Here is a 17,212-nt window from a genome sequence, read left to right as displayed (position 1 = left end):
TGGCCAGCCCGTCCTCCAGGTACTCCCGGATGGAGTCGAACTGGGTCTCGTTGATGACCGCGCCGATGTCGCTGGCCTCGTCCAGCGGGTCCCCGACCCGCATCGCGCCCAGCCGCTCGCTCAGCCGTGCCAGGACCTCGTCGTGCACGTCGCGGTGCAGGAACAGCCGCGAGCCGGCGGTGCAGCTCTGGCCCTGCCGGCTGATCCGCGAGGACAGCACCAGCCCCTCGATCAGCTCGTCGGTCACCGCACCGGGGAACACGATCGAGGGGTTCTTGCCGCCCAGCTCCAGGGACAGGTGGGCCAGCCGCTCCCCCGCCTTGCCGGCGATCCCCCGGCCGACCTCGGTGGAGCCGGTGAAGGAGATCTTGTCCACGCCCGGGTGCTCGACCAGGGCGTTGCCCGCCGCCCGGCCGGTGCCGGTCACCACGTTGAGCACGCCGGGCGGCAGGAACTCCTCGCAGATCTCGGCCATCAGCAGGATCGACAGCGGCGCGTCCTCGGCGGCCTTGAGCACGATGGTGTTGCCCGCGGCCAGGGCGGCCGGGACCTTGAAGCCGGCGATCATCAACGGCGAGTTCCACGGCAGGATCGCGCCGACCACCCCGAGCGGCTCCTGCCGGGTGTACTGCAGCTGCGTCGCCCCGGCCGGCAGGGTCGTGCCCTTCACCTCCCCGGCGACGCCGCCGAAGTAGCGGAACAGATCGACCAGCAACGCCGCCTCGGGCCGGGCCTGGGTGCGCAGCGCGTTGCCGGTGTCCTCGGCGGTGACCCGGGCGAGCTCCTCGGCGCGGCCCTCCAGCGCGTCGGCGATCCGCAGCAGCACCCGCTGGCGCTCCTTGAAGTGCTGGTCGCGCCAGGCGGGGAAGGCCTCCCGGGCGGCGGTGACGGCGCGGTCGACGTCCGGAGCGTTCCCGCGGGGCACGCGGGCGATGACCTGGCCGCGGCGGGCCGGGCTGGTGATCTCCCGCCAGTCGCCGTCGGCGGCCTCGACCCAGTTGCCGCCGATGAGCATCAGCCGGGTCGGCGGGGACGTCGTGCCGGTGGACGGGCTCAGGACGCTCTGCTGGGACATGGACTCCTCCTGTGCCTGGGTGGTGGGAGCCGGCCGGGCCGGACGTCCCGCTCGGCGTGCGGTGCCTCGAATCGTCAGCCTGCCCCTCTCGGTCGGCGACCCGGAACCCCGACGTCGCGCTGCCCGCCGGGCTCGTCCAGCACGTCGGCGCCGGACAGGCCCTCGCCGTACCGGGAGGCGATGACCTTGCAGGCCTCCACCCGGACGGTGTGCCTGGCGGTGCCGATCCGGGTGACGGTCCCGGAGCCCGCTCGACGTCTCACCGCGCCGCGAGGAGCTCGGCGGCGTCGGTGAACGGCAGCTCGTGGGCCTCCGCGACCGGCCGGTTGACCAGCTTCCCGTCGAGCGTGCTGAGGCCCAGGCGCAGGGCGGGATCGGCCTGCGCCGCGCCGACCACGCCGTCGCGTGCGACCCGGACGAGGTACGGCAGCGTGGCCGACGTCAGGGCCAGCGTCGAGGTGCGGGCCACCGCCCCGGGGATGTTGGCCACGCAGTAGTGGACGACCCCCTCCTCGACGTAGGTCGGGTCGGAGTGGGTGGTCGGCCGGCTGGTCTCGAAGCAGCCGCCCTGGTCGATGGCGATGTCGACAACCACGCTGCCCGGCCGCATCGCGGCGATCATCTCCCGGCTGACCAGCTTGGGCGCCTTGGCGCCGGGCACCAGGACCGCGCCGATCACCACGTCGGCCTCGGCGACGTAGGCCGCCGTCCGGGCCCGGTTGGGCGTCACCAGGTCCAGCCGGCCGCCGAAGATGTCGGACAGGTAGGCCAGCCGGCTGGGGTTGGTGTCCAGCACCCGGACGATGGCCCGCATGCCCAGCGCGATCTTCGCCGCCTCGGTGCCGGCCACCCCGCCGCCGATGATCAGCACCTTCGCCGCGGGGGTGCCCGGGACGCCGCCGAGCAGGATCCCCGCTCCTCCGGCGGGGTTCTCCAGGTGGTGCGCGGCGGCCTGCACGGCCATCCGGCCGGCGACCTCGCTCATGGGGGTCAGCAGCGGGAGCTTGCCGTCGGCGGTCTGCACGGTCTCGTAGGCGATGGAGCCGATCCGCCGCTCCAGGAGGAACTCGGTCAGCCCGCGGTCGGCGGCCAGGTGCAGGTAGGTGAACAGCTGCTGGCCGGGGCGGAAGCGGGAGTACTCCGCGGGCACCGGCTCCTTGACCTTGACGATCAGGTCGGCGGCGTCGAACACCTCGTCGGCGGTCGGCACCACCTTCGCGCCGGCGGCGGCGTACTCGTCGTCGGCGAACCGGGACCCGGCGCCGGCGCCGGCCTGCACGACGACCTGGTGACCGTCGTGGACCAGCTCCACGACGCCGTCGGGGGTGAGTGCCACCCGCCGCTCGTTGTCCTTGATCTCGCTCGGTACTCCGACGACCAGCGTGCTCATGACGTGTCTCCTCTCAGGGTCGGTGCGGTGGGGGCAGGACGGCCCCGTCCCGGGGCCCGCCCCGAGCCTGCGAGGGGTGGGGAGGACGGGGTCCTTTCTCAGACCAGGCTCTGGGCCTCGGTCAGCGTGTGCCGCAGGACCTGCTCGATCTCGTCGAACTCCGCCTGGCCGCAGATCAGCGGCGGAGCGACCTGGACGACCACGTCGCCGCGGTCGTCGGGGCGGCAGTACAGGCCGTTGTCGAACAGCGCGCCGGGCAGGAAGCCCCGGACCAGGCGCTCCCGCTCCGCGGCGTCGAACGTCTCCCGGGTGGCCTTGTCCTTGACCAGCTCGACGGCCCAGAAGTAGCCGTCGCCGCGGACGTCGCCGACGATCGGCAGGTCCAGCAGCTTGCGCAGGGTGGCGCCGAGCGCCGCCTCGTTGTCCAGCACCCGCTGGTTGAGCCCCTCGGCCTCCATCAGGTCCAGGTTGGCCAGCGAGACCGCCGCCGCCACCGGGTGCCCGCCGAAGGTGTAGCCGTGCGGGAACGCCACCCCCGGGCGCAGGAACGGCTCGACCACCTTCTCCGAGGCGATCATCGCGCCGATCGCGCCGTAGCCCGAGCTCATCCCCTTGGCACAGGTGATCAGGTCCGGGGTGTAGCCGAACTTCTCGCAGGCGAACGTCGCCCCGTGCCGGCCGAACGCGCAGATCACCTCGTCGGAGACCAGCAGCACGTCGTGCCGGTCGCAGATCTCGCGGACCCGCTCGAAGTAGCCCGGCGGCGGGGTGAGGCAGCCGCCGGAGTTCTGCACCGGCTCCAGGAACACCGCGGCGACGGTGTCGGCGCCCTCGAACAGGATCGCCTCCTCGATCCGGTCGGCGGCCCACCGGCCGAAGGCCTTGGGGTCCTCGGCGAACTCCGGGTGGCGGTAGAGGTTGGTGTTGGGCACCCGGAAGCCGCCCGGGGCCAGCGGCTCGAAGTCCTTCTTCATCGCCGGCAGCCCGGTGATGGCCAGCGCGCCGTGCGGCGTGCCGTGGTACGCCACCGCCCGGCTGATGACCTTGTGCTTGCCCGGCTTGCCGATGAGCTTGAAGTACTGCTTCGCGGCCTTCCACGCCGACTCCACCGCCTCGCCCCCGCCGGTGGTGAAGAAGACGCGGTTCAGGTCGCCGGGCGCCAGGTCGGCGACCCGCTCGGCCAGCTCGGCCTGCACCGGCGTGGTGTAGCCCCACACCGGGAAGTACGCCAGCTCGGCGGCCTGCTTCGCGGCCACCTCGGCCAGCTCCCGGCGCCCGTGCCCGACCTGGACGACGAAGAGCCCGGACAGGCCGTCGAGGATCCTGCGGCCCCGGTTGTCCCAGATGTAGGCGCCCTCCCCGCGGGTGACGACCGGGATGGGCGTCTCCGGGTGGCGGCCCTGGCGGGCGAAGTGCATCCAGAGGTGGTCCGCGGCGCGGGTCGCCGTCGCGTCCGGCACACCCGCCGGGGGCTGCTCGATCGAGGTGGTCATCCCAGGCTCCTCATCGCTTCGGGTCGGACGAGCGTCTGACGTACGGGGAGGCGGTCGACCCGGTGTATCACGCATGCCTGTTCGCGGCTCCTGTTCCCGAGAGAACGGCGACCACGGAGCCCCTGATGAACACGTACGACCCCTCGGACCACATCCGCTACGTGCACCTGTCCGGGCCGGCGTCCGCGCGCTCCGCTCCGGCAGCCGGCGCGACCACGTGCACCACGTTGCCCGGCGGGTACGCCAACCAGTCGCCGCGGACCCGCCTGCAGCGCCGTGCGGCCTCCTCCGTCGGCACCCGGGCGGGAGGCGCCTCGCTGACCGCGTGAGCGGCACCGGCTCGCCGGATCCGACGACCGGGTCCGCTCCTCACGAGCTCGGTCCCGAGGCTCCGTGCAGGACGAACGCGCCGTAGCCGACGACGCGGTCACGCCCCGCTCCGCTGTCCGCCGACGTGGCCAGCCGGAGCAGGTCGACCGTCCACCGGCGCTCGGCGGCGTGGTGCAGCAGCCCGCGCAGGGGGTGGTGGCCACAGGCGTCGTCCGGTCCCAGGGCGCCGGCGTCCCGGGCCAGGACCGCCTCGGCGGTGCGCCGGTCCCGCTCGTGCGCCGCGCGCTCGTCGAGGTGGTGGCTGAGGTCGGTGGAGACGACGGCGAGCGCGCGGTCGGCCGCCAGCACAGCGGTGAGGAGAGCCGACACGGACCCCGGCTGCGTGCGGCCGACCAGCACCGGCAGCACCGCCAGGCCGGGACCGAGGACCCGCTGGAGGAACGGCAACTGGGTCTCCAGGGAGTGCTCGCCGTCGTGGGGACGGTCGTCCACCGCCACGCCGGGCAGCGCGGTGACCGCCGTCCGGGCGTCGTCGTCGACCGCCACGGTGCCCAGCGGTGTGGCGAGGGCGTCCACGGCCGGCACGGCCATCCCGTCGAGCGGCCAGAGGTGCGCCGGCCCGAGCAGCACGACCCGGGCAACGGCGTCCGGTGCCGCGGCCAGCTGCGCGTACGCGGTCGCGGCCACCGCGCCCGAGTACCGGTACCCGGCGTGCGGCGCGACCAGCGCAGCGGGGAGGACCGGTTGCGGCCGCGCCCGCACCTCGCCGAGCAGCCGGTCCACCAGGTCGCGCAGCTCCTCCGGATCCGCGGGGTAGAACCGGCCGGCGACCGCGGGCGGGCGCACGCGCACCGATCAGCTCCCGGCGAGGAACACCGGCAGCCGCCGCGCTCCCCACCGGCCGACCGGCCCGTCGAAGCGGCCCGGGACGGCGGTACCGCAGGAGGCGCAGCGTCCGTCCTCGGTGAGCCGGTAGCGCCCGATGACGTACCAGTCCCGCTCCACGAGGGCCTCGCCGCAGGCCGGGCAGGTGGTGCGGCCGCCGTCCGCGTCGTGCACGTTGCCCGTGTAGACGAAGCGCAGCCCGTGGTCCTGCGCGATCCGCCGCGCGCGGGTCAGCGTCGCCGGCGGGGTGGGCGGGACGTCGCGCATCTTGAAGTCCGGGTGGAAGGCGGTGAAGTGCAGCGGGACGTCGGGGCCCAGGTTCTCGGCGATCCACGCGCACTCGGCGCCGATCTCGGCGTCGGAGTCGTTGTGCCCCGGGATGAGCAGCGTGGTGACCTCGAACCACACGTCGGTCTCGTGCCGCAGGTACACGAGCGTGTCGAGCACCGGCTGCAGGCGGGCGGCCGACACCCGCCGGTAGAAGTCGTCGGTGAACGCCTTGAGGTCGACGTTCGCCGCGTCGACGTGCGCGTACAGCTCCCGCCGCGCCTCGTCGCCGACGTAGCCGGCCGTGACCAGGACCGACCGGATGCCCCGGGCCCGGCAGGCGTCGGCGACGTCCACCGCGTACTCGAGGAAGATCGTCGGGTCGTTGTAGGTCATCGCGACGCTGCGGCAGCCCAACCGCTGGGCGGCCGCGGCGATGTCCTCCGGGCCGGCGGCGTCGGAGAGCCGGTCGATCTCCCGCGACTTGGAGATGTCCCAGTTCTGGCAGAACCGGCAGGACAGGTTGCACCCCGCCGTGCCGAACGACAGCACCGCGCTGCCCGGCAGGAAGTGGTTGAGCGGCTTCTTCTCGATCGGGTCCACGCAGAACCCGCTCGACCGCCCGTAGGAGGTCAGCACGACCTGGTCGTCGACGCGGCCGCGCACGAAGCACAGGCCCCGCTGCCCCTCGTGCAGCCGGCACTCCCGCGGGCAGACGTCGCACTGCACGCGACCGTCGTCGAGCCGGTGCCAGAAGCGGCCCGGCACCGTGGAGGGGTCCTGGAGACTGATGTCGGCCGTCATGACGCCTCCCGTGCTACTCCACCCGGCCGAGGAGCTCCGCGGCCCGCAGGCGCGCCCCGCGGGCGCCGCCGTCCGGAGCGCCGGCCCGCGCCCGTGCTCCCTCCGCGCCCGGTGCAGCCGGGGGGACCGCCGAGCTCAGGCGCACGGTGAACCCGCCCGGTGTGCGGTAGGCGTCGAGGCGGTCGCAGGTCTGCCGGGCGAGCCACAGCCCTGCTCCGGTCCGCTGCGCGTCGAGGTCCCCCCGGCTGTACCCGGCGAACAGCAGGTCCGCCCCCGACCCCTGGTCGGTCACCGTGCACAGCAGCCGCGACGAGGTCGCCCACACCCGGACGTGCACGGGCGGCCCGCCGTAGTGGAACGCGTTGGTCACCACCTCGGCGACCGCACCGGTGAACTCCTCGCCGACCACGGTGCCCGGGCAGGCCGTGTCCACCACGGCGCGCACCTGGCCGCGTGCCCGGGCCACGCCCGCTCGATCGGTGATGCCCTCGACGTCGAGGGAGGGCGGCGTGGCCTCCAGCGGGTCCGGCCGCGGAGGGCTGGTGCCGAGGAGGTCGGCCGGCGCCACGTAGGCACCGCTGGGGACGGGACCGTCCTCGGTGAGCAGGTGGGGGTGGGCGCGCTGGACGTCGTGCACCATCGGCGCGGACAGCCGCCGGACGTCGTACCCGCAGACGCTGGACAGCCGGAGCGCCGAGAGGGTGACGTTGGAGACGGACTCGAAGTCCGCCCACGTCTCCCACGCCCCCGGCTCGCTGCCGTAGGCGGGCTCGCTGACCAGCCGCGTCCCGCGGGCGCCCTCGGCGAGCAGACGGTGCACCAGCCGTTCGTAGGTCACGCCGACGCGCGCCGCGCGGGTGTAGACGGCGTCGCGCGGGAGGACCAGCACGTGGGCGTCGGCGGGCAGCGCTCGGGCCAGCAGGTCGTTGTGCGCCTCCTGGCAGACGACGAGCCCCGCCTCCCCCGCGGACAGCCCCGCCTGCAGGAACGGCAGGGCCTGGGTCAGGAAGTCCTCGTCCGAGTCGAAGAGGAGCGCGGCGTGCCGGTACCCCTGGCGCGTTCCCGGACTCACGGGCTCCCCCCGACCAGCTGGAACCCCGGGAGGTCGTCCAGCCCCAGGAGACACAGGGTCCGCTCGACCGGGGGTGGGGGTGCGACGAGCAGCACCCGTCCGCCGGACGCACGGAGGTCCCGGCTCCCCTCCGCGAGGGCCCGGCAGGCCGCGACGTCGATGAAGGTCAGCTCCGCGAGGTCGAGGCACAGCACGCACGACGGGACGTCGGTGAACGCGGTCACGGCGGCCTCGAGGACCTCCGCGTTGCAGGCGTCGACCTCCCCCCGCAGGACGAGCCCGAGCTCGCTCTCGCCGGTGCGCAAGCAGGTCTCGCGGATCCCCGGCACGTGGACGCCGACGGCGTCGCGGAGTGCCGGTCCCCGGGTGCAGCTGCGTGCGTACTGGCACAGCACCGACACCGGGAGGCTGCGGACCAACTGCTCCAACCGCTGCTCCACGGTGAGGTGGTGGGCCGGCGAGAGGATGGTCAACGCACCGAGGACGCCGACCGACATGCGCACCGCCGGGAACCCCTCGGCCAGGGCGCGGTCGACGACCAGCCGCTGTCCGTCCGCGGGGTAGAACTCGGCCAGCGGCACCAGCGTGAGACGTCCCTCACGGAGCGCCGTGGGGGCATCCACCTCGTGGGCCTCGAGAGCAGTGATCAGGGAGCCCTCCCGCTCGTCGGGACCCTCGGCGTAGAGCACCTTCTCGCCCAGGTCGAGGCCTCGCTGGACCCACGCGGCCACCCCGGCCTGCCGCTCGGCGGCGGACTCGTGCAGCAGCATCAGGTGGCCGTCCCACTCGGGGCCGGTCGTGGCGCCGTCCACGCCCCACACGGGGGGACGCTACCCCCGCGGGACGCCCTGGCGCGCGGCTCGCGCCCGCGGACCGCCGGGTTCCGGACGACCGCGGGCACCGGCTCCCGGGCGCCGGCTCCGCCGGTCAGCGGCCCCTGCGGTCGCGGTAGCGGGCGGCCCGCCGGGCGTTGGCAGCTCGGCGGCGCTCGCTGTCCCGCAGGTCGCGCTGGTGGGCGGCCTCCTCACGACGGGCGGTGGCGGTGCCGGCCGGGTACCCGGCCTTCACGACCCGGTTCTCGGTGGTCTCGGGCATGTAGGCCAGCGAGTAGATGAGCCCGAGGAAGATGCCGCCGCCGGCGACCGCCGCGCGCAGCCCGAACGGGGCGGGCAGGAAGACCAGGATCAGCGCGATCGGGATCGACATCTGGACGAGCATGCGGGCGAGGTGCCGCACCCACCACGTCCCGGTGGTGGTGTCGAACAGCACCCAGCCGCGGTGCCGCGCGGGCAGCCGGCCACCGAACGCGTACCACAGCCAGCGGTGGGGGGCGGGCCGGACGACCGGCTCGGAGGTGTCGTGCTCTGCCGGCTCTGCCATGGCCCCTGGGTGCTCCTGCTCGACGACGGTCACACCCTCATGGTGCCATGACGTCTGGTGCCCCAATGGTTGGGGCACAAAGTGTTGTCCGTCCTACAGCCGCCGGAGCGGCGGACCGCCGTCAGGCGACCGTGGCCTCCGGCCCGGCAGCCTCGCCCGCTGCGGGGTGCGCGAGGGCCTGCTGGGAGGCCGCGATCACCTGGGTGAGCGCCGCGTGCAGGTCCATCAACTGCTCGACCGGCATGCCCAGGCGCTCGACGATGCCGGCGGGGATCCTCTCGGCCTGCTCGCGCAGCGCCGTGCCCTTCTCGGTGAGCGCCAGGGCGAGGTTGCGCTGGTCCCTCGGGTCCCGCTCCCGGCGCAGCAGCCCCGCCGCCTCCAGCCGCTTGAGCAGCGGCGAGAGCGTGCCGGGGTCCAGTTGCAGCAGGCCGGAGAGCTCCTTGACCGACAGCGTCCCGTGCTGCCACAGCGCCAGCATCACCAGGTACTGCGGGTGGGTCAGCCCCAGCGGCTCGAGCACCGGCCGGTAGACGGCGACCACGTTGCGGGCGGCCACCGACAGCGCGAAGCACACCTGCCGGTCCAGGGCGAGCACGTCCTCGGGCCCGAGCGGGGCCCGGGGCGTCGGGCTGGTCGTCACCCTCCCAGCGTAGGAGTCGTGGCGCTCCGCGCGTTGGCGCACCACCCGTCGACCGCCGACGAGTTTTGGTCATCTGACCAAAACTGTGCCACGATGGCGCCGCCGGCCGGTCGGCCGGCGCTCCCGCCGCACTCCCAGTCCCCGAGGAACCCCGTGAGTCCGCTCCGTCGCTGGTCCGCCCTCGCGGTGCTGGCCCTCCCGGTCCTGCTGATCAGCATCGACATGACCGTGCTCGGCTTCGCCGTGCCCGCCCTGACCGCCGACCTGGGCCCGACGTCGACCGAGCTGCTGTGGATCGTCGACATCTACTCCTTCCTGCTCGCCGGCCTCCTCGTGCTGATGGGCAACCTCGGCGACCGCATCGGCCGCCGCCGGCTGCTCGTGGCCGGCGCCGCCGCCTTCGGGTGTGCCTCGCTGATGGCGGCGTTCTCGACGACGGCCGGGATGCTGATCGCGGCCCGCGCCCTGCTCGGGCTCGGCGGGGCCACGCTGATGCCCTCGACGCTGGCCCTGCTGCGCTCGGTGTTCCCCGACGCTCGGGAACGGCGGCTGGCCATCGCGATCTGGGCGGCCGCGTTCTCCGGCGGCGCCGCACTGGGCCCGATCATCGGGGGGTTCCTGCTCGAGCACGCCTGGTGGGGCTCGGTGTTCCTGGTGAACGCCCCGGTCATGGTCCTGCTGCTCGTCGGCGCCCCGGTGCTGCTGCCCGAGTCGCGCAACCCGCGACCCGGCCCGTTCGACGCGCTGTCCGCCGTCCTGTCGATCGCGGGTGTGCTGCCGCTGGTCTACGCCCTCAAGACCGCCGCGCACGACGGCGTCGGCGTGTCGGTCCTCGTCGGCCTCGCGGCCGGCCTCGGGCTGCTGCGGACCTTCGTGCGCCGGCAGCGCCGGCTGGCCGAGCCACTTCTGGACCTGCGCCTGTTCGGCTCCCGCGCGTTCTCCGTCGCGGTGACGACGAACCTGCTCACGGTCTTCGCCCTGCTCGGGCTGCTGTTCTTCCTCCCCCAGTACCTGATGCTCGTGCTCGGCATGAGCCCGCTGGTCGCGGGCCTGTGGATGCTGCCGCTCGCGGGAGCGACCGTGGCCGGCTCGCTGGCCGCACCGTGGCTGGCCCGCCACCTGCACCTGCGGTGGGTCATCGGCGGCGGGACGGCGCTGGCCGCAGCCGGGCTGACGGTCGGCACGCTGCTCGGGGTCGACGGCGACCGGGTCGTCCTGGTGGTGGCCGGCCTGCTCATCGGCGGAGGGGTCGGCGCGGCCGAGGCGCTGACCAACGACGTCATCCTCGCGACCGCTCCGCCCGAGCGGGCGGGTGCCGCCGCCTCGGTCTCCGAGACCGCCTACGAGTTCGGGAGCGCGATGGGCACCGCGGTGCTGGGCACCCTGGGCCTCTCGGTCTACGCGGCACACCTCGGCGCCGTCGACGGCGTGCCGGCGCAGGCCACCGAGGCCGCCCGGGAGACCCTGGGCGGCGCCGCGGAGGTCGCGGCAGGGCTGCCGCCGGACGCCGCCGCGGCCTTCCTGGCCGAGGCCGGACAGGCGTTCGTGACGGGCATGCACGTCGTCCTGCTGGTCGCCGCCGTGCTGGCGGCGTACGTGGCGGCGCAGGCCGTCGTCCTGCTGCGCGACCGCCCGGTGACCGGCACGGCTCCCGTGGCCGACGACCGGCCGGCACCTGAGACCGTGGGCGGGTGACGGAGGCCAGACGCGCGCACCTGCCCGTCGAGCAGCGCCGGGCCCAGCTGGTGGCGGCCGCCATGCGGGTGATGCAGCGCGAGGGGGCGTGGTCGCTCACCACCCGGGCGGTCGCGAAGGAGGCCGGCGTCCCGCTGGGGGCGGTGCACTACGCCTTCGGCTCCAAGACCGAGCTGGTGCGCGCGGTCTTCCGGGCCGACCGCGACCGGTCGACCGCGCTGCTGCGGCGGGCGGTGGACGCGGGTGGCCCGCCCGCGGAGGTCCTGACCCGGGCCCTGGTCGGCTACGCCGACAGCGTCATCGCCGACCCCGGCGCCGAGATCGTGCTCCAGGAGCTGACCATGATGGGCGGCCGGGACGACGACCTGCGGGCCGCGGCGCGGGAGTCCACCGAGCAGTACCGCGGCGACGTCCTCGAGCTGCTGCACCGCGTGGCCGAGGCATCCGGCGGCACCTGGTCCGGCGACGTCGAGGTGCTGGCGGAGTCGGTCCTGGGGCTGCTGTTCGGGGCGTCGGTGAACTGGCTGTGCACCGGCGACGACGACCTCTTCCGCCGGTGCGCCGGCGACGCCGCGCAGACCCTCGCCGCCCGCCTCGGCTGAGACGACCCCGGGCCGGCGCGAGCGGACCGCGCTCCGGGGAGGCACCCGCCTCAGCCGCGGGCGCGGCAGCGGTTGCGAGTGCCCGCTCCGGTCAGGCCCCCGCCGTGGTCGGGTCCCCGGCGGTGTCGCCGTGCGGCGCCTCGACCGCCGTCGACCGAGGGCCGGCAGCAGCTGTCGGCCGGCCCCGACGGCCGAGCGCCATCGTCAGGAACGCCGTCCCGACGCCGGTGCCCAGCGCGGCCAACGCCCACAGGGGCCCGCTGCGCTCGGTCCCCAGGAGGCGGTCGAGGGACAGGTCCCCGGGCCCGGTCCCGGCCAGCGACGTCACGGCCGCGATCAGGACGGCGTTGTGCTCCCAGCGGCCGTTGGCGGCCCACGGACCGTTGGGCAGGTGCACCTCGCGGATCGCCGTCGTCATGACGCCGGTCAGCGCCGCCGACGCCAGTGGCGTCGCCGGCCCCGCGGCCAGGGGACCTCCACCGACCGTCTCGGTCGTCCCCCACCGTCGCCCGACTCGTCGCCGACCTGGCTCCGTGGGATCCGGCCGGCATCGCTCCGGTCGCTGCAGCCGACCCCGCGCCGTGCGGCCATCGCCGCGCCGTCGGTGTGTCGCTCCTGAGCAGTCGCCACCCGCTACAGCGAGGGGCTCGTGCCGGCGAGCGCGCAGCGAAGGCGCTGACCGCTCCGGCGCTCCGCGGCCTGGTGGGGGGCCTCACTGCGTGCAGTACCCCCTCTCGGCCAGCCCGTCCAGGATCATGGGCAGGGCTGCGGGGGTGTTGTGCCCCGTGGCGTCGTGCAACAGCACGACGCTCCCCGGCCGCACGTCCCGCAGCACCCGGTCCCGGATCGTCGTCGCCGGCGGGTCCGCCCAGTCACGGGGGTCGACGGTCCACAACACCATCGCGTCCAGGCCGACCTGCCGGGCGGCCGCCTCCACGACGCCGTTGGTGTCCCCGTACGGCGGGCGCCACTCCCCGGGGGAGCGCCCCGTGGCCCGCTCGATGACCTCGTTGGTGCGTCGCAGTTGCGACTCCACCTGCGCCTGGTCCAGCGTGGTGAGCCTCGGGTGGTTCCACGAGTGGTTGCCGATCCGGTGGCCCTCCTGGCTGGCGCGACGGACGAGGTCGGGTCGGGCAGCGGCCATCTCGCCGGTGACGAAGAACGTCGCCTCCACGCCCCGGTCCGCCAGCGTGTCCAGGATGTCGGCTGTGGCGGTCGCGGAGGGCCCGTCGTCGAAGGTGAGCCGGACGGAGCCGGCTGCACACTGCTGCGGCGCCGACGCCGCCCGAGCCGGCGCAGCGAGCAGCACCAGCAGGAGTGCGCCGGTGACGAGGCCGGTCCAGCGGCTCGGACCCGGCCTCGTCAGCGCGCGTGCCGGTCCGTGGTCCCGGCCCACCCTGCCGCCGCTCCCCCGCCCCTGAGCCCTGGTGGCCCTGCGCCGGCTGGGGCGGAGGAGGGCCTGCGACCCGGCTCCGGGAGACGGCGCGGGGGTCCGGCTCGGCCCACCGGGCCGGCGGGATCGGTCGGGTGGGTCCGCCGTGGCAGGGCACGCCGATCCCGCCGGCGTGCCCTGCCGACGGGTCCCGGGTCCGGGCACGGTGAGGTGCCTCACCCGGGGACCTAGGTCCGGCTGAGTCGGCCGACCGCGGCCCGGGCCGCCTCCAGGTGCTTCCGGTACGAGCCGTTGGTGTAGGCCACCCACGGCTTGAAGTTGGTGCCCTTGGCGGAGATCCGATGGGCGGCGTTGGCGTTGCACTGGGCGTCGTAGGCGCAGCTCTTGGAGACCGAGGGGTGCCAGCAGCTGTTGATCTGCCAGAGACCACGGTCCACCGAGCCGTTCGGACAGCCCTTCGTCGGGCCGTTCGCGTTCTGCGCGTCCGCACGGCAGGACGACTCCCCCATGCCCACCGCGACCGCGGTGACGAGCCGGTCGCCGGTGAAACCGGCACGCGAGGCGACGGTCGCGCACAGGTCCACTGCTGCACTGGTCGAGGCGTCGGAGTCCGCCCTCGCCGGGGCCGGTACCGCGAGGACGGCGAGCGCCAGGACCGCCACGACGGCCAGGCGGAGGGGCAGCACCGCCCGGACGGGACGACGCATGCCGAGGATGTGCTGGTGCATGAGATCCTCCGAGCGCGCCTGCGGGATGAGCTGTCGGGTTCGGGCGGGAGGACTGCCCGGCCGTGGGGAGCACGGCTTCACCCCGAGGACCGCTGAGGCGGCCCGGAGGTCCTGCGATCTCCCGTTCCTGCCTGAGGTGAGTCGAGGTCGGCCCGGCCAGCGGCAGGACTCGGCGTGCTACCGGACCGTCCCGCGGATGCGGGCGGCCTGACCGTAGGTTGTGACGTGGGTCACAGCAAACGGAGCGCGGAGAGACGGCCGGCGGCCGCAGTGCCGTCACCCCTCCCGGGCCGTGCGCTCACGGTCCGGGACCGGCTGGGTGCACACCTCGGGCGGCGTGACCGATGACAGCGCACGCCGGTCGAGCCCGGCCCGGCTCGGCCCTCGTCCCACCCGGCCGGCGCACCTGTGCGGGACCGCGCCCACTGGCTAGCGTCGAGCCGCATGAGGGATCCCGACCTCCGGGTGGCGATCGTCGGCGCCGGCATCGGGGGACTGTCCCTGGCCCTGGCGTTGCGTGAGCGGGGTGTGCGGGCCGAGGTGTTCGAGCAGGCCGCGCAACTGACCGAGATCGGTGCGGCGATCGCGCTGTCGGCCAACGCCACCCGGGAGTACGCCCGGCTGGGCCTGCTCGACGAACTGGCCGCGGCCTCGACGATCCCCACGGAGCTGGTCTACCGCCACTGGCAGGACGGCAGCCGCATCGCCGCCCACCCGGTGGCCGAGGGCGGTACCTACGTGGACCGGTTCGGTGCGCCGTACTTCGGCATCCACCGCGCCGACCTGCAGAGGACCCTCAGCGGCGCGTTCGGCGCCGAGCACCTGCACCTGGGCTGCCGGCTGACCGATCTCGTCCCGGAGCGCGACTCGGTCGTGCTCGAGTTCGCCAACGGTCGGGTGGCACGCGCCGACGTGGTCGTCGGCGCCGACGGCGTGCGGTCCACCGTCCGCCGGTGGGTCACCGGTGCGGACGACGCCGTCTACTCCGGTACCAGCGCCTTCCGCGGCATCGTGCCCACCGAGAACCTGCCCTCCCTGCCCGATCCGCACGCGATCCAGTTCTGGATGGGCCCCGACGCGCACCTGCTGCACTACGCGATCGGCGGTGCCGGCGAGCTGGTCAACTTCTTCGCGGTGGTGGAGGGCCCGCCGACCTGGCTGCACGACGGCACGGTGGCCGAGGTGCACGAGGACGTCCCGGTCGCGTCCTTCCGGGGCTGGCACCGCGCCGTCACCGAGATGATCAGAGCGGCCGAGAGCCCGATCCGGTGGGGGCTGTTCACGGTGCGCCCCCTGCTGCGCTGGTACCGGGGCCGGGTCGTCGTCCTCGGCGACGCCGCACACGGCATGCTGCCGCACCAGGGACAGGGTGCGAACACCTCGATCGAGGACGCCTTCGCCCTGGCCGCGCTGGTCGCCGGCGCCCGGCCCGGCGACGATCTGGAGCCGGTGTTCTCCCGGTACCAGACGCTCCGCCGGGCCCGCACACGCGCGATCCAGCGCAGCTCCTGGGTCACCAACTCCCTGCTCCACCTGCCCGACGGACCGGTCGCCCGGATGCGGGACGCGAAGGTGGCGAGGTTCCCGGAGGACTTCGGCTGGATCCACGAGTACGACGTGCAGCAGGCGCTCCGGGCGTCCGCTCCCGCACCCCGCTGAGCCACGGGACGCCCCGCCACCGACCGGAGGCAGCACCCTGATGACGCGAGACGAGCTGGAGGAGGGGCCGGCGGAGGTCCTGCGGACGGTCGCCGGCACCGACCCCGCCGACATCGCCCCGGAGAAGTCCTTCACCGAGGACCTCGGCCTCGACTCCCTGGCGATGGCCGAGGTCCTCGTCGCGGCCGAGGACCGGTTCGGCGTGCTCGTCCCCGACGACGACTGGGCGCGGTTCACGACGGTGGGCGATGCCCTCCGGTACCTCGAGCAGGCGACCACCGCGCCACCGTGGACGCCGCCCCGAGCTGGGCGGGAGCGGCCCGCCCCGGGCGGCTGATCCCCGACCGTGCGCGCGGCCCGGGCCGGTCCGCCACGGATGGGCCCGGGAGGGTCGGCACCAGCGGCGGTCGCCGATCCCCGGGACCGGCGCTCAGCTCGGGGCCGGGGAGAAGTCCGGGCGCTCCAGCAGCCCGGAGACGGCCAACCCCGCGAGCAGACCCCAGAAGGCGGCCCCGACGTTCAGCACCGTCACGTCGGCGACGGTCACCACGAAGGTCACGAGGGCGCCGAGGGTGAAGCGGGTGCTGAACGCCGCGACGAAGGACCCCTGCAGCACCCGCAGCAGGGCCAGGCCGCCGAGCGTGGCGATGAACGCCGGCGGCGTGGCCAGCATGGCGCTGGTGAACAGCGGCGCGAACAGACCGAACAGCATGGCCAGCAGGCCGCAGGTGATCCCGGCGGTGTACTGCCGGGAACGCTCCCCGGACGCCGAGAGCAGCGCGTTCGTCGGCCCGGTCAGGCAGGTCGACACCGTGCCCACCGCCGCCGTGAGGAGCGACCAGGCGCCGCAGGCGACGGTGACGACGTTGATCGGTGGCGCGTGTCCGGCGGCCCGCAGCACCGCGATCCCCTGGCCGTTCTGCACCACCAGCACGGTGATGGCCAGCGGCACGACCAGCTCCAGCACCGCCTGCAGCGACCACTCGGGCACCTGCAGCACCGGCGCGGCGAACCACTCCGCGGCTCCGGCGGGGCGGAACCGGCCGGACACCAGCACCGTCGCCGCTCCCACGACGAGCGCCCCGATGATCGGCGGGATCCGCCGCCCCAGCCGCGGCAGCGCGCTGAGGAGCAGGAAGGCCAGGACCATGGGGGCGGCGATCCCCACGTCGTCCCGCAGGGAGTGCACCAGGTCGATCCCGAACCGCAGGAAGATCCCGGCGACCATGGCCATCACGATCGGCATGGGGACGACCGCCATGGCCCGGCGCACCCACCCGCTCAGCCCCAGGAGGAGGACGAGCAGACCGGTGGCGGAGAAGGCGCCGACCACCTGCGGCCAGGTGAGGTGGGTCAGGGCCGGCCCGACGAGCACCGTGCCGGGGATCGTCCAGAAGAAGGCCAGCGGCTGCCGGTAGAGCCAGCACGCCACGACGGTGAGGACGCCGTTGAGGAAGAAGGCGCCGAAGACCCACGAGGCCAGCTCCCGCTGGGACAGCCCGCCCTGCGCGCCCACCGCCAGGATCACCGCGACCGGGCCGGTGGCCGCGAAGACCAGGCCGATGAGCCCGTTGGCGGCGTAGACGCCCCCGGCGTCCCGCAGCAGCCGGCGCGGGCCCGGCAGGGGCCGGACGGGGCGTTCGAGCAGGTGCTCACGCACCGCCGCTCCGGTCCCGGCGTCGTCGTCGGCGCGCTGGGGTCCCATGTGCTCCGTTCCCGTCTGGTCGCCGTGCGGAGGAGGCCGTGTCCGGTGCACGGGCGGGGGGAACCGCGGGCGCCGCCCTGCTGCGTCGGCGCGT

General features: G+C 74.7%; 18 protein-coding genes and 1 riboswitch. Of the genes, 5 read left to right on the top strand and 13 right to left on the bottom strand.

The window, feature by feature from the left end:
• The 3 genes from ACI79G_RS10440 to ACI79G_RS10430 all read right to left on the bottom strand — a co-directional run.
• Positions 1–1,075: aldehyde dehydrogenase family protein (locus tag ACI79G_RS10440; RefSeq protein ID WP_456881056.1), on the bottom strand; the 1,075-nt coding region annotated here is incomplete at its 3' end.
• A 259-nt stretch (positions 1,076–1,334) separates the two neighbouring features.
• The gene (ald, locus tag ACI79G_RS10435) at positions 1,335–2,465 is read right to left on the bottom strand and encodes an alanine dehydrogenase (protein ID WP_456881055.1); all 1,131 of its coding nucleotides are present in this window, start codon (positions 2,463–2,465) and stop codon (positions 1,335–1,337) included.
• Between the two features lie 98 nt (positions 2,466–2,563).
• Complete coding sequence (locus tag ACI79G_RS10430) at positions 2,564–3,958, bottom strand: aspartate aminotransferase family protein (protein WP_456881054.1); 1,395 nt, start codon at positions 3,956–3,958, stop codon at positions 2,564–2,566.
• 125 nt (positions 3,959–4,083) lie between these two features.
• Here ACI79G_RS10430 and ACI79G_RS10425 point away from each other — a divergent pair, with 125 nt between their 5' ends.
• A complete protein-coding gene (locus tag ACI79G_RS10425; RefSeq protein WP_456881053.1) occupies positions 4,084–4,287 on the top strand; it encodes a hypothetical protein in 204 nt (67 codons plus the stop codon).
• 40 nt (positions 4,288–4,327) lie between these two features.
• Here the strand turns inward: ACI79G_RS10425 and amrB are convergent, their stop codons facing one another.
• From amrB to ACI79G_RS10395, 6 genes are all read right to left on the bottom strand, one after another.
• Complete coding sequence (gene amrB / locus ACI79G_RS10420; RefSeq protein ID WP_456881052.1) at positions 4,328–5,140, bottom strand: AmmeMemoRadiSam system protein B; 813 nt, start codon at positions 5,138–5,140, stop codon at positions 4,328–4,330.
• 3 nt (positions 5,141–5,143) lie between these two features.
• A complete protein-coding gene (amrS, locus tag ACI79G_RS10415) occupies positions 5,144–6,244 on the bottom strand; it encodes an AmmeMemoRadiSam system radical SAM enzyme (protein ID WP_456881051.1) in 1,101 nt (366 codons plus the stop codon).
• A gap of 13 nt (positions 6,245–6,257) precedes the next feature.
• Positions 6,258–7,316, bottom strand: a complete 1,059-nt coding sequence (locus tag ACI79G_RS10410; RefSeq protein WP_456881050.1) for an anti-sigma factor RsbA family regulatory protein — start codon at positions 7,314–7,316, stop codon at positions 6,258–6,260.
• Positions 7,313–8,137: an MEDS domain-containing protein gene (locus ACI79G_RS10405; RefSeq protein ID WP_456881049.1), complete on the bottom strand. Its 825-nt coding sequence runs from the start codon at positions 8,135–8,137 to the stop codon at positions 7,313–7,315. The genes ACI79G_RS10410 and ACI79G_RS10405 overlap by 4 nt, the downstream gene beginning before the upstream one ends.
• Before the next feature lie 106 nt (positions 8,138–8,243).
• Positions 8,244–8,696 (bottom strand): DUF5313 family protein, encoded by a 453-nt coding sequence (locus ACI79G_RS10400; protein WP_456881048.1) that lies wholly within the window; start codon positions 8,694–8,696, stop codon positions 8,244–8,246.
• A gap of 121 nt (positions 8,697–8,817) precedes the next feature.
• Entirely contained in the window at positions 8,818–9,336 is a 519-nt protein-coding gene (locus ACI79G_RS10395; protein ID WP_456881047.1) for a MarR family winged helix-turn-helix transcriptional regulator, read from the bottom strand.
• Positions 9,337–9,489: 153 nt separating this feature from the next.
• Between ACI79G_RS10395 and ACI79G_RS10390 the strand changes: the two genes are divergently transcribed.
• Positions 9,490–11,031 (top strand): MFS transporter, encoded by a 1,542-nt coding sequence (locus ACI79G_RS10390; RefSeq protein WP_456881046.1) that lies wholly within the window; start codon positions 9,490–9,492, stop codon positions 11,029–11,031.
• Positions 11,028–11,633, top strand: a complete 606-nt coding sequence (locus ACI79G_RS10385) for a TetR/AcrR family transcriptional regulator (protein WP_456881045.1) — start codon at positions 11,028–11,030, stop codon at positions 11,631–11,633. Before ACI79G_RS10390 ends, ACI79G_RS10385 begins: the two co-directional genes overlap by 4 nt.
• 91 nt (positions 11,634–11,724) lie before the next feature.
• Here ACI79G_RS10385 and ACI79G_RS10380 read toward each other — a convergent pair whose 3' ends face one another.
• The 3 genes from ACI79G_RS10380 to ACI79G_RS10370 form a co-directional block, all read right to left on the bottom strand.
• A complete protein-coding gene (locus ACI79G_RS10380; RefSeq protein ID WP_456881044.1) occupies positions 11,725–12,051 on the bottom strand; it encodes a hypothetical protein in 327 nt (108 codons plus the stop codon).
• A gap of 294 nt (positions 12,052–12,345) precedes the next feature.
• Positions 12,346–12,942 carry a polysaccharide deacetylase family protein gene (locus ACI79G_RS10375; RefSeq protein WP_456881043.1) on the bottom strand — a complete coding sequence of 199 codons (597 nt, stop codon included), beginning with the start codon at positions 12,940–12,942 and terminating at the stop codon, positions 12,346–12,348.
• A 311-nt stretch (positions 12,943–13,253) separates the two neighbouring features.
• Complete coding sequence (locus tag ACI79G_RS10370) at positions 13,254–13,754, bottom strand: hypothetical protein (RefSeq protein ID WP_456881042.1); 501 nt, start codon at positions 13,752–13,754, stop codon at positions 13,254–13,256.
• Between the two features lies 1 nt (position 13,755).
• Positions 13,756–13,903: riboswitch (cyclic di-AMP (ydaO/yuaA leader) on the bottom strand.
• A gap of 295 nt (positions 13,904–14,198) precedes the next feature.
• Between ACI79G_RS10370 and ACI79G_RS10365 the strand changes: the two genes are divergently transcribed.
• Positions 14,199–15,413, top strand: a complete 1,215-nt coding sequence (locus ACI79G_RS10365; RefSeq protein ID WP_456881041.1) for an FAD-dependent monooxygenase — start codon at positions 14,199–14,201, stop codon at positions 15,411–15,413.
• A gap of 40 nt (positions 15,414–15,453) precedes the next feature.
• Positions 15,454–15,750: an acyl carrier protein gene (locus tag ACI79G_RS10360; RefSeq protein WP_456881040.1), complete on the top strand. Its 297-nt coding sequence runs from the start codon at positions 15,454–15,456 to the stop codon at positions 15,748–15,750.
• A 93-nt stretch (positions 15,751–15,843) separates the two neighbouring features.
• Here ACI79G_RS10360 and ACI79G_RS10355 read toward each other — a convergent pair whose 3' ends face one another.
• The gene (locus tag ACI79G_RS10355; RefSeq protein WP_456881039.1) at positions 15,844–17,118 is read right to left on the bottom strand and encodes a benzoate/H(+) symporter BenE family transporter; all 1,275 of its coding nucleotides are present in this window, start codon (positions 17,116–17,118) and stop codon (positions 15,844–15,846) included.
• Positions 17,119–17,212: the final 94 nt, after the last annotated feature.

The sequence above is a fragment of the Geodermatophilus sp. SYSU D00779 genome (assembly GCF_054050595.1).
The sequence above is the reverse complement of the archived record's forward strand: the minus strand, read 5'-3'. Positions and strand labels throughout refer to the sequence as shown.

Excerpts from the sequence above, each read along its gene's own strand:
- ald (WP_456881055.1), bottom strand. The coding sequence starts at position 2,465 with ATGAGCACGCTGGTCGTCGGAGTACCGAGCGAGATCAAGGACAACGAG.
- ACI79G_RS10430 (WP_456881054.1), bottom strand. The coding sequence starts at position 3,958 with ATGACCACCTCGATCGAGCAGCCCCCGGCGGGTGTGCCGGACGCGACG.
- ACI79G_RS10425 (WP_456881053.1), top strand. The coding sequence starts at position 4,084 with ATGAACACGTACGACCCCTCGGACCACATCCGCTACGTGCACCTGTCC.
- amrS (WP_456881051.1), bottom strand. The coding sequence starts at position 6,244 with ATGACGGCCGACATCAGTCTCCAGGACCCCTCCACGGTGCCGGGCCGC.
- ACI79G_RS10400 (WP_456881048.1), bottom strand. The coding sequence starts at position 8,696 with ATGGCAGAGCCGGCAGAGCACGACACCTCCGAGCCGGTCGTCCGGCCC.
- ACI79G_RS10380 (WP_456881044.1), bottom strand. The coding sequence starts at position 12,051 with ATGACGACGGCGATCCGCGAGGTGCACCTGCCCAACGGTCCGTGGGCC.
- ACI79G_RS10370 (WP_456881042.1), bottom strand. The coding sequence starts at position 13,754 with ATGCACCAGCACATCCTCGGCATGCGTCGTCCCGTCCGGGCGGTGCTG.
- ACI79G_RS10365 (WP_456881041.1), top strand. The coding sequence starts at position 14,199 with ATGAGGGATCCCGACCTCCGGGTGGCGATCGTCGGCGCCGGCATCGGG.
- ACI79G_RS10360 (WP_456881040.1), top strand. The coding sequence starts at position 15,454 with ATGACGCGAGACGAGCTGGAGGAGGGGCCGGCGGAGGTCCTGCGGACG.
- ACI79G_RS10355 (WP_456881039.1), bottom strand. The coding sequence starts at position 17,118 with ATGGGACCCCAGCGCGCCGACGACGACGCCGGGACCGGAGCGGCGGTG.